At 69.9% G+C, this 16,249-nt stretch carries 11 protein-coding genes; 5 read left to right on the forward strand and 6 right to left on the reverse strand.

What is annotated here, in order from left to right; translation table 11 throughout:
- Positions 1 to 11 precede the first annotated feature (11 nt).
- The 3 genes from H305_RS0118955 to sucC form a co-directional block, all read right to left on the reverse strand.
- Positions 12 to 1,577: an aldehyde dehydrogenase family protein gene (locus H305_RS0118955; protein WP_051370731.1), complete on the reverse strand. Its 1,566-nt coding sequence runs from the start codon at positions 1,575 to 1,577 to the stop codon at positions 12 to 14.
- 293 nt (positions 1,578 to 1,870) lie between these two features.
- Complete coding sequence (sucD, locus tag H305_RS0118960; RefSeq protein ID WP_028801764.1) at positions 1,871 to 2,821, reverse strand: succinate--CoA ligase subunit alpha; 951 nt, start codon at positions 2,819 to 2,821, stop codon at positions 1,871 to 1,873.
- Between the two features lie 11 nt (positions 2,822 to 2,832).
- Complete coding sequence (gene sucC, locus H305_RS0118965; protein WP_028801765.1) at positions 2,833 to 3,963, reverse strand: ADP-forming succinate--CoA ligase subunit beta; 1,131 nt, start codon at positions 3,961 to 3,963, stop codon at positions 2,833 to 2,835.
- A 180-nt stretch (positions 3,964 to 4,143) separates the two neighbouring features.
- Between sucC and H305_RS0118970 the strand changes: the two genes are divergently transcribed.
- From H305_RS0118970 to H305_RS0118990, 5 genes are all read left to right on the forward strand, one after another.
- Positions 4,144 to 5,838, forward strand: a complete 1,695-nt coding sequence (locus H305_RS0118970) for a thiamine pyrophosphate-binding protein (protein WP_028801766.1) — start codon at positions 4,144 to 4,146, stop codon at positions 5,836 to 5,838.
- 12 nt (positions 5,839 to 5,850) lie between these two features.
- The gene (gene frc / locus H305_RS0118975) at positions 5,851 to 7,080 is read left to right on the forward strand and encodes a formyl-CoA transferase (RefSeq protein ID WP_028801767.1); all 1,230 of its coding nucleotides are present in this window, start codon (positions 5,851 to 5,853) and stop codon (positions 7,078 to 7,080) included.
- 3 nt (positions 7,081 to 7,083) lie between these two features.
- The gene (locus H305_RS0118980; protein ID WP_028801768.1) at positions 7,084 to 9,228 is read left to right on the forward strand and encodes an acetate--CoA ligase family protein; all 2,145 of its coding nucleotides are present in this window, start codon (positions 7,084 to 7,086) and stop codon (positions 9,226 to 9,228) included.
- Between the two features lie 124 nt (positions 9,229 to 9,352).
- Positions 9,353 to 10,741 (forward strand): OFA family MFS transporter, encoded by a 1,389-nt coding sequence (locus tag H305_RS0118985; RefSeq protein WP_028801769.1) that lies wholly within the window; start codon positions 9,353 to 9,355, stop codon positions 10,739 to 10,741.
- Between the two features lies 1 nt (position 10,742).
- Positions 10,743 to 12,146: an OFA family MFS transporter gene (locus tag H305_RS0118990; RefSeq protein ID WP_028801770.1), complete on the forward strand. Its 1,404-nt coding sequence runs from the start codon at positions 10,743 to 10,745 to the stop codon at positions 12,144 to 12,146.
- 154 nt (positions 12,147 to 12,300) lie between these two features.
- Here the strand turns inward: H305_RS0118990 and H305_RS0118995 are convergent, their stop codons facing one another.
- The 3 genes from H305_RS0118995 to eboE form a co-directional block, all read right to left on the reverse strand.
- Positions 12,301 to 13,458, reverse strand: a complete 1,158-nt coding sequence (locus H305_RS0118995) for a sugar phosphate isomerase/epimerase family protein (RefSeq protein ID WP_028801771.1) — start codon at positions 13,456 to 13,458, stop codon at positions 12,301 to 12,303.
- Between the two features lie 194 nt (positions 13,459 to 13,652).
- Entirely contained in the window at positions 13,653 to 15,080 is a 1,428-nt protein-coding gene (locus H305_RS0119000; RefSeq protein WP_234020959.1) for a nucleotide pyrophosphatase/phosphodiesterase family protein, read from the reverse strand.
- Positions 15,077 to 16,246, reverse strand: a complete 1,170-nt coding sequence (eboE, locus tag H305_RS0119005) for a metabolite traffic protein EboE (protein WP_028801773.1) — start codon at positions 16,244 to 16,246, stop codon at positions 15,077 to 15,079. Before eboE ends, H305_RS0119000 begins: the two co-directional genes overlap by 4 nt.
- Between the last annotated feature and the right edge of the window lie 3 nt (positions 16,247 to 16,249).

The raw sequence follows: 16,249 nt of genomic DNA on the forward strand, positions 1-16,249 counted from the left end.
ACGGCAGGCCGTCACGGCATGAGGTGGTAGTCCGGGAAGTTGCCGGGCAGCCGCTCGCCCGCCGGTCCCTGCGTCACCGCGCGCACCAGCAGCTCGCCGCCCACGAACGCGCCGCGCCATGACGCCCCGAATCCGCCGAACAGCTCGTCCCGGTCACCGCGCGAGCGCGGCTTGCTCCGCCCGACCTTGAAGGCGCGGATCTGCGGGGCGAGCCGCTCGTACGTCGCCTCGTCGTCCGTGGACAGGGTGGCGACGAGCGCGCCGTTGGAGGCGTTCATGGCGGCGAGGAGTTCGGCCTCGGTGTCCACGAGGACGATGGTGTCGACCGGGCCGAAGGGCTCCGCGTGGTGCAGCGGCGAGGACGGCGGCGGGTTGAGGAGCGTGACCGGCTGGACGTACGCCGAGGTGTCCTGGCCGGGCAGGAAGCGGGCGTCGGACAGGCTGCCGCGGTGCAGCGGGACGGCGCCCCGGTCGATGGCCTCGGCGACCTGGTCGTCGAGCTCCTTGGCCTTCGCCGCGTTGATGACGGGGCCGAAGTCGAGGCTGGGGTACGGGTCGTCGCGCTGCTCGACGGCGAGCGGGTGACCGACCCGCAGGGTGCGGACGGCCGGCAGGTAAGCGGCGAGGAACTCGTCGAACAGGGTGCGCTGGACGACGAAGCGCGGATAGGCGGTGCAGCGCTGTTTGCCGTAGTCGAAGAGTTTGGGGACCACGGCCGCCAGCGCGTCCCAGTCGGTGTAGTTCCAGATTCCCCAGGTGTTGAGTCCTTCCTGTTCGAGCACGTGCCGCTTGCCGAGGTCGGCGACGGCGGTGGCCACGGCGGCGCCGGTGTCCCGGCCGCCGACGAAGGAGACGCAGCCGATCTCGGGCGCCCGCACCAGCGCCTCGGACAGTTCGCCTCCGCTGCCGCTGACGAGGGTGACGGGGATCCCTTCCCGCGCGGCGAGCGCGCAGGCCAGGGTGAGGCAGGCGACACCGCCGTCGGTCGGGGTCTTGGCGATGACCGCGTTGCCCGCCAGTGCCTGCACCAGCATGGCGTGGACGAGCACGCTCATCGGGTAGTTCCAGCTGGCGATGTTGGAGACGGGGCCTTCGAGCGGGGCGCGGCCGGCCAGCATGGGCTCGATGCCGTCGACGTACCAGCGCACGCCGTCGATCGCCCGGTCCACGTCCGCCTGGGCGAGCCGCCAGGGCTTGCCGATCTCCCAGACGAGCAGGAGGGCGAGCAGTTCCCGGTGTTCGGTGAGTGCGTCGAGGGTCGCCGCCACGCGGGCGCTCCGCTCGGCGAGCGGCACGTGGCGCCAGGCGCGGTGCTGGTCGAGGGCGGCTCGCACCGCTTGCTTGGCGGTGGCGCCGTCCAGTCGCGGCGGGCCCGCGACGGGGCTCTGGTCCACGGGGCTGGTGGCGGGCAGCGCGCGGCCGTCCGCCTGCCATGCGGCTTTCCAGAGGTTGAGCGCCCGGTCGTCCCGGAAGGCCTCGGGGGCGACGGCGAGGCATCGCCGCCACGCGTCGGTCCAGGAGGTGCCGGACTTGAGGGTGAGGATCCGGGGCGGCGAGATGTCGTGGTGGATTGCCATGGGGTGTCTCCGCTCTCGGTGCACAGTCGGGGGCGGGGGGCGTGGCCGGCCCGGCGGGGCCGAGGAGGGTGACTCGGCCCGTGGGTCGTGCCGGGCCGGCGTACCGGACGGGCGCGGAAGTCGATTCCGGTCGGGACGGGTGTCGCGCAGGCCGGTGCCGTACGGGCGTGTGGTGAAGCTCGTCGGTGTCGTACGGACGTGTGGTCGTGGACGTCCATGTCGAGCGTGTGGTGAAGCTCGTCGATATCGCGTGCTCCTTCAGGACGGTAGTGAGACCGTCCCGTTTCCGGCAGTCACCTCGCGTCGACTATGAGTGACGTCACGCTCTCCTCCAGGCGGGCCAGCACCAGGCGGGCGGTCTCGGTGGGCGTGCCCCCCACGCGCACCCCGGCCGCCTCCAGCGCCTCCTTCTTCGCCTGCGCGGTGCCCGACGAGCCGGACACGATCGCTCCCGCGTGGCCCATCGTCTTGCCTTCGGGCGCGGTGAATCCGGCGATGTAGCCGATGACGGGCTTGGTCACGTGGTCGCGGATGTACGCGGCGGCCCGTTCCTCGGCGTCGCCGCCGATCTCGCCGATGAGGACGACGAGTTCGGTGTCGGGGTCGTCCTGGAAGGCGGCGAGGCAGTCGATGTGGGTGGTGCCGACGACGGGATCGCCGCCGATGCCGACGCAGGTCGAGAACCCGATGTCGCGGAGCTCGTACATGAGCTGGTAGGTGAGGGTGCCCGACTTGGAGACCAGGCCGATCCGGCCGGGCTTGGTGATGTCGGAGGGGATGATGCCCGCGTTCGCCTGCCCCGGGGTGATCAGGCCGGGGCAGTTGGGGCCGACGACGCGGGTGCCGCGTGCGGCGGCGTAGGCGTGGAAGGAGACCGAGTCGTGGACCGGGATGCCCTCGGTGATCACGACAACGAGTCCGATGCCCGCGTCGGCCGCCTCCATGACGGCGGCCTTGGCGAAGGCGGGCGGCACGAAGACGACACTGACGTCGGCGCCGGTCGCCTCGATGCCCTCGGCCACCGAGCCGAACACGGGGACGGCGACGGGGGCACTTCCCAGGCCCTCAAGGCCCTCAGGGCCCTGGGGGACGTCGAAGTCGACGGTCCGGCCGGCCTTGCGCGGGTTGACGCCGCCGACCACGTCCGTGCCGGCCGCGAGCATCCGCCGGGTGTGTTTCATGCCCTCGCCACCGGTCATGCCCTGGACGAGGACCTTGGACTCCTTGGTGAGAAAGATGGCCATGTCCGGCTCCTTCAGCGGGCGACGGCGAGTTGGGCGGCGCGGCGCGCGGCGCCGTCCATGGTGGTGGCCTGTTCGACCAGGGGGTGTGCGCGTTCGTCGAGTACGGCCCTGCCGCGTACGGCGTTGTTGCCGTCGAGCCGCACCACGAGCGGTTTGGTCAACCGCACGCTCTCCAGGGCCTGCACGATGCCGTCGGCGACGGCGTCGCAGGCGGTGATGCCGCCGAAGACGTTGACGAAGACGGATTTCACCGAGGGGTCACCGAGGACGACGGACAGGCCGTCCGCCATGACCCGGGCGGAGGCTCCGCCGCCGATGTCGAGGAAGTTGGCGGGACGGGCTCCGCAGCCGGCGACGACGTCCAGCGTCGACATGACCAGTCCCGCGCCGTTGCCGATGATGCCGACCTCGCCGTCCAGTTTCACGTAGTTGAGGCCCCTGGCGGCGGCTGCCGCCTCCAGCGGGTCGTCGTGCGCGGTGTCCTGCTCGCCCCAACGCGATTGCCGGAAGCGGGCGTTGTCGTCCAACGTGACCTTGCCGTCCAGGGCGAGGATCTGTCCCTGGGCGGTCCGCACGAGCGGGTTGACCTCCACCAGGACGGCGTCCTCACGGGTCAGTACCTCCCAGAGCCGCACGAGGACGTCCACCGTCTGCGGCGGCAGACCGGCCGCCTGTGCGATGTGGGCGGCCTTGGCCGAGGTGACGCCCTCGGCGGGATCGATCGCGACGCGGGCCACGGCCTCGGGCCTGGCCGCGGCGACCTCCTCGATCTCCATGCCGCCCTCGGCGGAGGCGATCGCGAGGAAGCGCCCGGCGGCGCGGTCGAGGACGTAACCCACGTAGAACTCGGTCTCGATGTCGACGGGTTGGGCCAGCATCACCTTGCCGACGGTGTGCCCCTTGATGTCCATGCCGAGGATCTGGCGTGCCGTCAGCTCGGCGGCCGCGGGGTCGGCGGCGAGTTTCACGCCGCCCGCCTTGCCGCGCCCCCCGGTCTTCACCTGAGCCTTGACGACCACACGGCCGCCGAGCCTGCGGGCGATCTCGCGCGCTTCCTTGGGCGAGTCCGTGACCTCGGCCCTCGGCACCAAGATGCCGTATTCCTCGAAGAGTTCCCTTGCCTGGTGCTCGTACAGGTCCATTCCCGGCTCCTGTCTGCTGAGTCATCTGGGGAGCGGCCCCCAGGCCTTCGAAAAGTTGCCGCACGCCCCCTGGACACCACCCACCGGATGCGGGATAACAAGCTTCATACAGTATTCGTCGACTGTATGCAATGTACCGCGAGAGTGTTCCAACCCCCTACGAAGGGACAGGACTTCGCCATGCCCGACGGCAGCAGCGACACCAACACGACCTTCATCTCCGGTGGGCACCTGGTCGCCAAGGCACTGAAAGCGGAGGGTGTGGAGGTCATCTACACCCTGTGCGGCGGCCACATCATCGACATCTACGACGGCTGCGTCGACGAGGGCATCGAGGTCGTCGACGTACGCCACGAGCAGGTCGCCGCCCACGCCGCCGACGGTTACGCACGCATCACCGGCAAGCCCGGATGCGCCGTGGTCACGGCGGGTCCCGGGACCACCGACGCGGTGACCGGCGTCGCCAACGCCTTCCGCGCGGAGTCCCCGATGCTCCTGATCGGCGGCCAGGGAGCGCACACCCAGCACAAGATGGGGTCCCTCCAGGACCTGCCGCACGTCGACATGATGACGCCGATCACCAAGTTCGCGGCGACGGTGCCGGACACCGCGCGCGCCGCCGACATGGTGTCGATGGCGTTCCGCGAGTGCTACCACGGGGCGCCCGGCCCCTCCTTCCTGGAGATCCCACGGGACGTCCTGGACGCGAAGGTGCCCCTGGAGAAGGCCCGCGTCCCCGCGGCCGGCCGCTACCGCGCCTCGACCCGCTCGGCCGGCGAGCCCGAGGCGATCGAGAAGCTCGCCGACCTGCTCGTGCACGCCGAGAAGCCGGCGATCCTGCTGGGCAGCCAGGTCTGGACGACCCGCGGCACCGAGTCCGCGATCGACCTCGTGCGCACCCTGAACATCCCCGCCTACATGAACGGCGCCGGCCGCGGCACGCTGCCGCCCGGCGACCCGCACCACTTCCAGCTCTCCCGCCGTTACGCGTTCTCCAACGCCGACGTCATCGTCATCGTCGGCACGCCCTTCGACTTCCGCATGGGCTACGGCAAGCGGCTGTCGCCGGACGCGACCGTCGTGCAGATCGACCTCGACTACCGGACCGTCGGCAAGAACCGCGACATCGACCTGGGCGTCGTCGGCGACGCCGGACTGATCCTGAAGTCGGTGGCCGAGGCGGCCTCCGGCCGCATCAACGGCGGGGCGTCCAAGCGCAAGGAGTGGCTGGACGAACTGCGCGCCGCCGAGCAGACCGCGATCGAGAAGCGGCTGCCCAGCCTGAAGTCCGACGCCTCACCCATCCACCCGTACCGGCTGGTGAGCGAGATCAACGACTTCCTCACCGAGGACTCGATCTACATCGGCGACGGCGGCGACATCGTCACCTTCTCCGGGCAGGTCGTACAGCCCAAGTCGCCGGGCCACTGGATGGACCCGGGACCGCTCGGCACGCTCGGCGTCGGCATCCCCTTCGTGCTCGCGGCCAAGAAGGCCCGGCCCGACAAGGAGGTCGTCGCCCTCTTCGGCGACGGCGCCTTCTCCCTGACCGGCTGGGACTTCGAGACCCTCGTCCGCTACGACCTCCCCTTCGTCGGCATCGTCGGCAACAACTCGTCGATGAACCAGATCCGCTACGGCCAGGCCCAGAAGTACGGCCCGGAGCGCGAACGGATCGGCAACACCCTCGGCGACGTCCACTACGACAAGTTCGCCCAGATGCTGGGCGGTCACGGCGAGGAGGTCCGCGACCCCGCCGAGATCGGCCCCGCCCTGCGGCGCGCCCGCGAGTCGGGCAAGCCGTCGCTGATCAACATCTGGGTCGACCCGGACGCGTACGCCCCCGGAACCATGAACCAGACGATGTACAAGTGAGGTGACCCGGCCATGACCAAGGCTCTCGAAGGCATCCGAGTCCTCGACATGACGCACGTCCAGTCCGGGCCCTCCGCGACCCAGCTGCTGGCCTGGCTGGGCGCGGACGTCGTCAAGCTGGAGGCGCCGAGCGGCGACATCACGCGCAAACAGCTGCGCGACCTCCCGGACGTCGACTCCCTCTACTTCACGATGCTCAACTGCAACAAGCGGAGCATCACCCTGAACACCAAGACCGAGCGCGGCAAGGAGATCCTCACCGAACTGATCCGGCGCTCCGACGTCATGGTCGAGAACTTCGGCCCCGGCGCGGTCGACCGCATGGGCTTCACCTGGGACCGCATCCAGGAGATCAATCCCCGTATCGTCTACGCCTCCATCAAGGGGTTCGGGGACGGTCCGTACACCAACTTCAAGGCGTACGAGGTCGTCGCACAGGCCATGGGCGGGTCGATGTCGACCACCGGTTTCGAGGACGGACCGCCGCTGGCGACGGGGGCCCAGATCGGTGACTCGGGCACGGGCGTCCACGCCGTGGCGGGGATTCTCGCGGCGCTGTTCCAGCGGGAGAACACCGGGCGTGGCCAGCGGGTCAACGTCGCCATGCAGCATGCCGTGCTCAACCTCTGCCGGGTGAAGCTGCGCGATCAGCAGCGCCTGACGCACGGCCCGCTCGCCGAATATCCCAACGAGGACTTCGGCGACGAGGTTCCCCGGTCCGGGAACGCGTCGGGTGGCGGGCAGCCGGGCTGGGCCGTCAAGTGCGCGCCGGGCGGGCCCAACGACTACGTGTACGTCATCGTGCAGCCCGTCGGCTGGAAGCCGATCAGCGAACTCATCGGACGCCCCGAGCTGGCGGACGACCCCGAGTGGGCCACTCCGGAGGCCCGGCTGCCCCAGCTCAACAAGATGTTCCAGCTCATCGAGGAGTGGTCGTCCACCCTCCCCAAGTGGGAGGTGCTGGAGAAACTGAACACCCACAACATCCCCTGCGGTCCGATCCTGTCGACCAGGGAGATCATCGAGGACGAGTCGCTGGTCGCCAACGAGATGGTCGTGACGGTGCCGCACCCGGAGCGCGGCGAGTTCACCACGGTGGGCAGCCCGCTGAAGCTCTCCGACTCCCCCGTGAACGTGACCAGTTCGCCGCTGCTCGGCGAGCACAACGAAGAGGTCTACATCGGCGAGCTCGGCCTCGGCGACGAGGAGCTGCGCCTGCTCAAGTCGAACGGAGTGATCTGATTGATGGCCGAAGACCGGGTGCTGAGGGTGCGCACGCTCCTCGACGCCGTGCGGGCCGAGGGCCGGACCGCGCTCACCGCGCCCGAGGGAAAGGTGATCGCCGACGCGTACGCGATCGCCGTCCCCGGCGAGGAGCTCGCGCCGGACGTCGACGAGGCGGTGGCCTGCGCGGCGCGCTTCGTCGGGCCCGTCGTGATGAAGATCGTCTCCCCCGACATCCTGCACAAGACCGACGCCGGCGGCGTGATCGTCGGCGTGCAGGGCGCGGCGGACGTACGGGCGGCCTTCCACACGATCGTCGAGAACGCGCGGGCCTACGACCCACAGGCCCGTATCGACGGCGTCCAGGTGCAGGAACTGCTCCCGAAGGGCCAGGAGGTCATCGTCGGCGCGGTCACCGACCCGACGTTCGGGAAGGTCGTAGCCTTCGGGCTGGGCGGAGTGCTGGTCGAGGTCCTCAAGGACGTCACCTTCCGACTCGCCCCCGTGGACGCCGACGAGGCGCTGTCGATGCTCGACTCCATCCGCTCGGCGGAGATCCTGCGCGGGGTGCGCGGCGCCCCCGCGGTGGACCGGTGGGCGATAGCGGAGCAGATCCGCCGGGTCTCCGAACTCGTGGCGGACTTCCCGGAGATAGCCGAGGTGGACCTCAACCCGGTGATCGCCACCCCGGAGGGTGCCGTCGCCGCGGACATCCGCGTGATCCTCGCGGACGGGGCCCCCAAGGAGCGCCGCAAGTACGGCCGCGAGGAGATCCTCACCTCGATGCGCCGGCTGATGCAGCCGTCGTCCGTCGCCGTGATCGGCGCCTCCAACGAACAAGGCAAGATCGGCAATTCGGTCATGCGCAACCTCGTCGACGGCGGCTTCTCCGGGGAGATCCATCCGGTGAACCCCAAGGCCGATGACATTCTGGGCCGCAAGGCGTACAAGAGTGTCACGGACGTTCCCGGTGAGGTGGATGTGGCGGTCTTCGCGATCCCCGCCAAGTTCGTGGCCTCGGCCCTGGAGGAGGTGGGACGCAAGGGGATCCCCAATGCCGTACTGATCCCCTCGGGCTTCGCGGAGACCGGCGAGCAGGAGCTCCAGGACGAGATCGTGGCCATCGCCGAACGGCACGGCATCCGGCTCCTCGGCCCCAACATCTACGGCTACTACTCGACGTGGCAGGACCTGTGCGCCACGTTCTGCACCCCGTACGACGTGAAGGGCGGCGTCGCGCTCACCTCGCAGTCCGGCGGCATCGGCATGGCGATCCTCGGCTTCGCCCGCACGACGAAGACCGGCGTCTCCGCGATCGTGGGGCTCGGCAACAAGTCGGACCTGGACGAGGACGACCTGCTCACCTGGTTCGGCGAGGATCCGCACACCGAGTGCATCGCGATGCATCTGGAGGACCTCAAGGACGGACGTGCCTTCGTGGAGGCAGCCCGCGCGACGGTCCCGAAGAAGCCGGTCGTGGTGCTCAAGGCGGGCCGTACCGCGGCCGGGGCGAGGGCGGCGGGCTCGCACACCGGGGCGCTCGCCGGCGACGACGCCGTGTACGACGACATCCTGCGGCAGGCCGGCGTCATCCGGGCGCCCGGCCTGAACGACATGCTGGAGTACGCGCGCGCGTTGCCGGTGCTGCCCGCCCCCAAGGGCGACAACGTCGTGATCATCACCGGCGCGGGCGGCAGCGGTGTGCTGCTCTCGGACGCCGTCACCGACAACGGCCTGTCCCTGATGGAGATCCCGCCGGACCTCGACGCGGCGTTCCGGAAGTTCATCCCGCCGTTCGGCGCCGCGGGCAACCCCGTCGACATCACGGGCGGCGAGCCGCCGTCGACGTACGAGGCGACGATCCGCCTGGGCCTGGAGGACCCGCGCATCCACGCGCTCGTCCTCGGCTACTGGCACACCATCGTGACCCCGCCCATGGTGTTCGCCGAGCTCACCGCGCGCGTGGTGGCCGAATTCCGCGCGCGGGGCATCGAGAAGCCCGTCGTCGCGTCGCTCGCGGGCGACGTCGAGGTGGAGGAGGCCTGCCAGTACCTGTACGAGCGCGGGGTGGTGGCCTACCCGTACACGACCGAGAGGCCGGTGGCCGTGCTCGGCGCGAAGTACCGCTGGGCGCGCTCGGCGGGGCTGTTGGGGGGCGGCTCATGAGGTGACCGAGCGCGGGGGCGGTCGACGGTGCGCGTCGGCCGCCCCCAGGACCCGTGCGCACACGAAAGGCATTTGGACAGGGGGCGCTGGCCAGATCTTTCGACGCAAGGGGTGCTGATCCGACATGACCACCACCGACCTTTCCACGTCCGTCCCCTACAGGGAGGTGACGGATCGCAACGGCCGCCTCTACCGCATCGGTGAGACCGACCGCGACATCATGGGGCGACCACGCTGGACCATGGTGCTCTTCCCCTGGATGGGGATGCTGGGCATCAGTTCCTCGGAGTACGCGTTCACATCCGCCGAGGACACCCTGCACGACGCCCATCTGTGGAGCAGTGGGCACATCTTCTGGCTGATGGGCGTCTGGGTCTTCTTCCAGGCCGCCGTCGCCTTCCCCGCCGGGCAACTGCGCGAGAGCGGGCGGCTGCCCGCGCGGTACGCCATGTTCCTCGGCGCGTTCGGCACGATCCTGGGATATCTCTCGCTCGCGTTCGCACCGCATGTCACCGTCGCCTACCTCGGCTTCGGCATGTTCAGCGGCATCGGCGCCGGCTTCGTCTACGCGACCTGCGTGAACATGGTCGGCAAGTGGTACCCGGAGCGCAAGGGCGGCAAGACCGGCCTGGTCAACGGGGGTTTCGCCTACGGCTCGGTGCCGTTCGTCTTCCTGTTCACCTCCTACATGGACCTCAGCAACTACCAGGGCGTCCTCGTCTCGGTCGGCCTGATCTGCTGCGCCGTGGTCGCCTTCGCGGGCTGGTTCTTCAAGGATCCGCCCAAGGGATGGTGGCCGCCGCACGTGGACCCGCTCAAGGCGTCCGACGACCCGAAGATCCGGCGGGCACTGGAGAAGAACCCGCCGGCCGTCAAGCAGTACACCCCGAGGGAGGCCGCCCGTACCCCCGTTCTGTGGATGATGTGGTTCTGTCTGCTGTGCACCGCGGGGATCAACATCTTCGGCATCGCCTTCCAGGTGCCGTTCGGGAAGGACATGGGTTTCGCCGGAGGGATCGTCGCCACGGCGATGTCCCTGAAGGCCATCGTCAACGGAACCGGCCGCGGCGTGATCGGCTGGATCTCCGACCGCTTCGGGCGCCGCAACACACTGATCATCGTGTGTCTGGTCCTCGGCTCCGCGCAGTTCGGTGTGCTCGTCTCCGGCCAGATGGGCAGCATGCCGTTCTTCCTGTTCTGCTCCATGGTCTCCGGCTTCGGCGGCGGGGCGATCTTCCCGCTGTTCGCGGCCATGACGGCGGACTACTTCGGCGAGAACAACAACGCCTCCAACTACGGCATGGTCTACAGCTCGAAGCTGATCTCGGGCCTCGTCGGCTCGGGCATGGGCGCGGTCGTCGTGGGCGCCTGGGACTACCACGGCGCGTTCGTGCTCGCGGGCTCCATCGGCCTGGCCTCCGCCGTGCTGGCGCTCTTCCTGAAGGCCCCAGGCCGGCCCAGGGCCCGCGGCATCGTCCCCAACCCGCAACCGCTCGGCGAGGAGATGGCGTGACATGACGACGGAACGCATCGCCGCACAGGGCTCACCGGCCGGCGCCGGCGCCTCGAACCGCTCCTACCGCGAGGTCACCGACGCCCGGGGCCGCGTCTACCGGATCGGCGAGACGGACCGGGACATCCTCGGACACTCTCGCAAGTTCATGGTGTATCTCCCGTGGGTCGCCATGATGGCCATCAGCGTCTTCGAGTACGCGTACGGCTCCGCCGAGGACACCCTGTCCCACGCGCACGGCTGGACGCAGAGCAACACCTTCTGGATCCTCAGCGTCTGGGTCTTCTTCCAGGCGGGCGTGGCCTTCCCGGCGGGCTGGATGCGGGAGAAGGGGATCCTCACCGCCCGCAAGGCGATGTACCTCGGCGCGGGCATGTGCGTGATCGGCTTCCTCGCCCTCTCGCACCTGAGCAACGTCCTCCTGGCGATCCTCGGCTTCGGTGTCATCGGTGGCATCGGCTCCGGCCTCGTCTACGCGACCTGCATCAACATGGTCGGCAAGTGGTTCCCGGAGCGCCGGGGCGCCAGGACAGGGTTCGTCAACGGCGGATTCGCCTACGGCTCCCTGCCCTTCATCTTCATCTTCAACTACGCGTTCGACACGGGGAACTACCACCGCGTCCTGGACCTCATCGGGTGCTACGTGATGATCGTCGTGCTGTCCTGCGCGTTCTTCTTCAAGGACCCGCCGAAGAACTGGTGGCCCGCCGACATCGACCCGCTGACCCACGGCGGCGACGCCAAATCGGCCGCCGGCCTGGCCAAGAACCCTCCCGCGGTGAAGCAGTACACACCCAAGGAGGCCATCAGGTCGGGAGTGCTCCCCTTGATGTGGATCACCCTCGTCATGACCGCCGGCGTGTCGATCTTCGGGATCTCCTTCCAGGTCGACTTCGCCAAGGAGGTCGGCTTCGGTCCGCTGGTGGCGGCGTCCTCCATGGGCATCATGGCCGTCATCAACGGCATCGGGCGGGCCGTCGTGGGCTGGTTGTCCGACACCTGGGGCCGCAAGATGACCCTGGTGTTCGTCATCGTGGTCCTGGGGCTCGCGCAGTTCGGAGTGATCTGGGCGGGCGACATCAAGAGCGAGTGGCTGTTCCTGTTCTTCGCCTTCCTCTCCGGTTTCGGCGGCGGCGCCTTCTACCCGATGTTCGCGGCGCTGACTCCGGACTACTTCGGCGAGAACTACAACGCCACCAACTACGGGCTGGTGTACAGCGGCAAGCTGATCAGCGGCCTGTTCGGCGGCGGGCTCGGCTCGATGGTGGTCGCCGCCTGGGGCTACAACGGCGCGTACGCGCTGGCCGGCGGCGTCTCCATGGTGGCGGCGGCGATCGCGCTGCTGCTGAGGCAGCCAGGACGCGACAGCGACGTCCTGACGCCGGCACCGCAGCCGGCGGGCTGACGGACCGTCTCCCGGCCGGCCTCGCCGGCGGGCGGGGGACGAGCACGGCGTTGAGTACCGATCAGGCGGCCCTCCCCACATGGTGCGTAGTGGGGAGGGCCGCCTGATGCACTGCTCCTGGCTCAGTGGCGCCCGTCGCCTGGACGCCGGTGCGTCAGCGGCACTTGCGCAGGGCCGCGATGTTGTCGTATCCGATCTTCGCGTGGTTCAGCGACTGGGCCGGGTCGGTGCCGCTCGGGGCGTTGTCCTGCTCGACCATCGGGTTGTGGTAGTTGCGGGCCCCGACGCGCGAGAAGAACGTGGTGTAGTCGATGACGCCGGTGCCGAAGGGCACCATGTCGTATCCCATGCCGTTCGTGGTGTTGACCGTGCCGTCCTTCGCGTGGAAGAGCGGGTAGCGCTTGTTGTTGCGCACGACGAGTCCCGCCGGGTCGAAGACCTGCTCCCGGGCGGAGCCGTCGTGGGCGGTGTACGTGTGGAACTTGTACTGGGCCACGTGCGCCCAGAAGATGTCCATCTCCAGCCAGACCACCTTCGGGTCGGTGACCTTCAGGAAGTACTCCAGCTTGCGGATGCCGGAACTGCGGGTCGGGCGGCCCTGGGCGTCCAGCGGGCCCCCGTCGAGCAGGAAGCCGTAGGCCGCGTCGTGGTTGTGGGTGTACAGCTTGATGCCGGCGCGACGGGCGATCTCGCCGAGCGCGTTCCACTTGTCCGCGGCCACGTCCCAGTCGGCGCGGTAGGCGCTGCCGGTGGGGTCGCCGCCGGTGCCCATGTGGTCCATGCCGAGGATGTTGGCGATTTCCAGATGCTTCTTGAAGGTGTCCAGGTCGGGCGTGGTGAAGGGCCAGGACGACGGTATGAAGCCGTGGTTGCCCTGGGCCCGCAGCCCGTACTCGTCGAGCCAGGAGCGCAGCAGCTTCGCGCCCTCCACGGATTCGAGGTTGGCTCCGCCGGGGGCGTTGGCGTGCTGGCCGTATCCGGCGAACTCCACCTGCCGGTAGCCGAAGCGTGAGAGCTGCGCGAAGACCTCGCGGAAGCCCGAGGGCAGGTCGGTGGAGAGCGGGTCACGGCCCGTCGCGTCACGGACGGTGTAGAGGATGATGCCCCGCTTGTTCGCGGGCACGAGGACGTCGCCGCCGTGGTCTCCGCCTCTGCTCCGCTCCTGGGCGAGGGCGGGCGAGGCGCCGAGGACGGGGGCGGCGATCGCCGCGGTCGCGGCGGCGGTGCAGGTGCTGAGGAAGCGGCGACGGCTGACGCCGAGGGTGCGGCGCAGGGCCTCGCCGGTTCCGGATTCGTCGTTGAACGCGGTCACGGTGTCTCTCTTTCGGGTCGGTGTTCAGCTGGGTCGGGTGCCGGAGCTCTGCTGCTCGTGCGCGTGAGCGCCGCGTTCCGCGGGCAGGACGTCCCTGACGCACGGCGGTCGTGCGTCAAGGGCTGTGCGGGACACGTTGTCAGTGGCGCGTGGTTCACTTTCCGTAGTTGCTCGTCACGGCTCGTGAGGCCTCGTCAGGTGAGGCCGGCCAGGTCGAGCAGCAGGGATTTCACTTCGGTGGCCGCGACGCGGCCGGTGACTGCGCGGGGGGTGGAGCAGAGGATGAGCGGACCTTCGTCGTCGCTCGGGGGAAGGCGGCCGTGGCTGCCGCGAATAGGTGAGGGGTCCAGCGGCACGACCGCCATGCGGTAGCGCATGCCGAGCTTCTTGCGTGCCAGCGCCGTGGCCGCCTTCACCTTGACGTAGGGGTCGAGTGGATCCATGAAGAGCTCGACCGGGTCGTAACCGGGTTTGCGGTGGATCTCGACGAGCTGCGCGAAGTCGGGCGCGCGGGCGTCGTCGAGCCAGTAGTAGTACGTGAACCAGGCGTCCGGCTCCGCGACGGCGACGAGTTCCCCGGAGCGCGGATGGTCGAGGTGGTGGGCCTTCTTGCCCTCGTCGTCGAGGAGTCGCTCGATGCCCGGCAGACCGTCCAGGGCCGCCTTCGTGGCCTCCAGGTCCTCGGGGCGCCGCACATAGACATGGGCGATCTGGTGGTCGGCGACCGCGAAGGCACGGGAGGCCATCGGGTCGAGGTACTCCATGCCGTCCTGGGTGTGCACTTCGAGGAGCCCTGCCCGGCGCAGGGCGCGGTTGATGTCGACGGGGCGGTCCGCGCGTGTGATCCCGTACTCGGAGAGCGCGACGACGGTGCGGCCCTCGGCCCTCGCGTCGTCGAGCAGGGGTGCCACGGCCGCGTCGAGGTCGGCGGCCGCCTTCAGGGAGCGCGGGTCGTCGGGTCCGAAGCGTTGCAGGTCGTAGTCGAGATGAGGGAGGTAGCACAAGGTCAGGTCCGGCCGCCGGGTGCGGTTGACGTGGCGGGTCGCGTCGATGATCCAGCGACTGGAGACGAGGTCGGCGCCGGGTCCCCAGAAGTGGAAGAGGGGGAACGTGCCCAGTCGTTCGGTGAGTTCGTCGTGCAGGGCGGGCGGCCGGGTGTAGCAGTCGGGTTCCTTGCGGCCGTCGGCGTAGTAGACGGGTCGGGGGGTGATGGTGATGTCGGTGTCGGCGCCCATGGCGTACCACCAGCAGATGTTGGCGACGGTGTAGCCGGGGTGTGCGCGCCGGGCGGCGTCCCACAGCTTGTCCCCGGAGACCAGGCCGTTGTGCTGGCGCCACAGGAGTACGTCGCCGAGTTCGCGGAAGTACCAGCCGTTGCCGACGATGCCGTGCTCGCTGGGATGGGCGCCGGTGAGGAAGGTGGACTGGGCCGCGCAGGTCACGGCGGGCAGCACGGTGCCCAGGTGGGCGCGGGAGCCGGACCGGCCGAGGGCCTTGAGGTGCGGCATGTGGTCGAGAAGTCGGGGGGTGAGGCCCACGACGTCGAGGACGAGCAGGGGGGTGGGACGGGGCTGCTCGGCCACGTGCTCGGGCTGCGGTGTCGGTACCGGCGGCTGGGTCACGGCAGCTCCTTGAGGCCGAGGTCCGTCAACAGGTCCCGGGCGAGGGTGAGTTCGGCGGCGATGCCGTCGGCGAGCTGGGCGCGGGCACGGGGCCGCAGCTCGGGCGGGAGAGCCTGCCAGGTGTAGGTCTCGACCTCCAGGTGGTGGGTGAGCGGGTGCGGGCCGCCGACGAGGCGGGTCAGCGCGGCCCGGAGCACGGGGAGGGTGGAGGTGAGGGGTGCGGCGGGGTCCGCGTGCAGCGGGACGTGGAAGTGGGCGCGCCAGGGGGCGGCGTCGGGCAGGGCCTCGCCCGTCAGGGCTTCTCCGAGGTCGTCGGTGCCGCGCAGGCCGGCCGCGGTCCGGGTGCGGGTCTGGTGCAGGAAGCGGGGTTCGTCGAAGGCGGCGAGGGCCTTGCGGACTTCGGGGAGGTGGGGATGTTCGGCGTGCAGGGCGGCCGAGAGCTGGGACTTGACGACGCGGACGCCGGCTCGGGCGAGCGTGTCCAGAGCGGTGTCCGGGTCTTCGAAGGAGGTGGCGAGGTGGCAGGTGTCGACGCAGATGCCGATGCGGTCGTGGCCGATCGCGCTGAGCGGAGCCACGGCGTCGGCGGTGGTCTCGACGGTGCAGCCCGGCTCGGGCTCCAGGCCGACGCGGATGGACCGGCCGGTGAGTTCGTGCAGCGCGTCGAGGCGTTCGGCGAGCGTGGTGAGCGCGGTGCGGGCGGCCTGCGCGCGGTCGTCGTCGTACACGGTGCGCCAGGCGAGCGGCAGGGTGGAGACGCTGCCCTCGGTGACGTCGTCGGGCAGCAGCTGGGCGAGGACGCGGGCCAGGTCGGTGGTGTGGACGAGGCGTTCGGGGTCGGCCCAGTCCGGCCGGTAGACGCGGTACTTGACCTCTTCGGCGCCGAAGCCCTCGTACGGGAAGCCGTTGAGGGTGACGACCTCGAGGCCTCGGCGGTCGAGTTCGGTGCGCAGGCCGCGCAGTGCGGACGGGTCGGTGACCAGGGTGCGGGCGGCGTCCCTGGCCAGCCACAGGCCGATGCCGAGTCGGTCCCGGCCCAGGCGGCGGCGCACCGGTTCGCAGTGGTCGCGCAGCTGCGTGAGGACGCCGTCGAGGGTTTCGGCGGGGTGGACGTTGGTGCAGTAGGCGAGGTGGACGGTGGAGCCGTCCGGGTGGCGGAAGCGCATCGG

It is taken from the genome of Streptomyces sp. 142MFCol3.1, from assembly GCF_000424945.1.
Lineage (GTDB): Bacteria > Actinomycetota > Actinomycetes > Streptomycetales > Streptomycetaceae > Streptomyces > Streptomyces siamensis.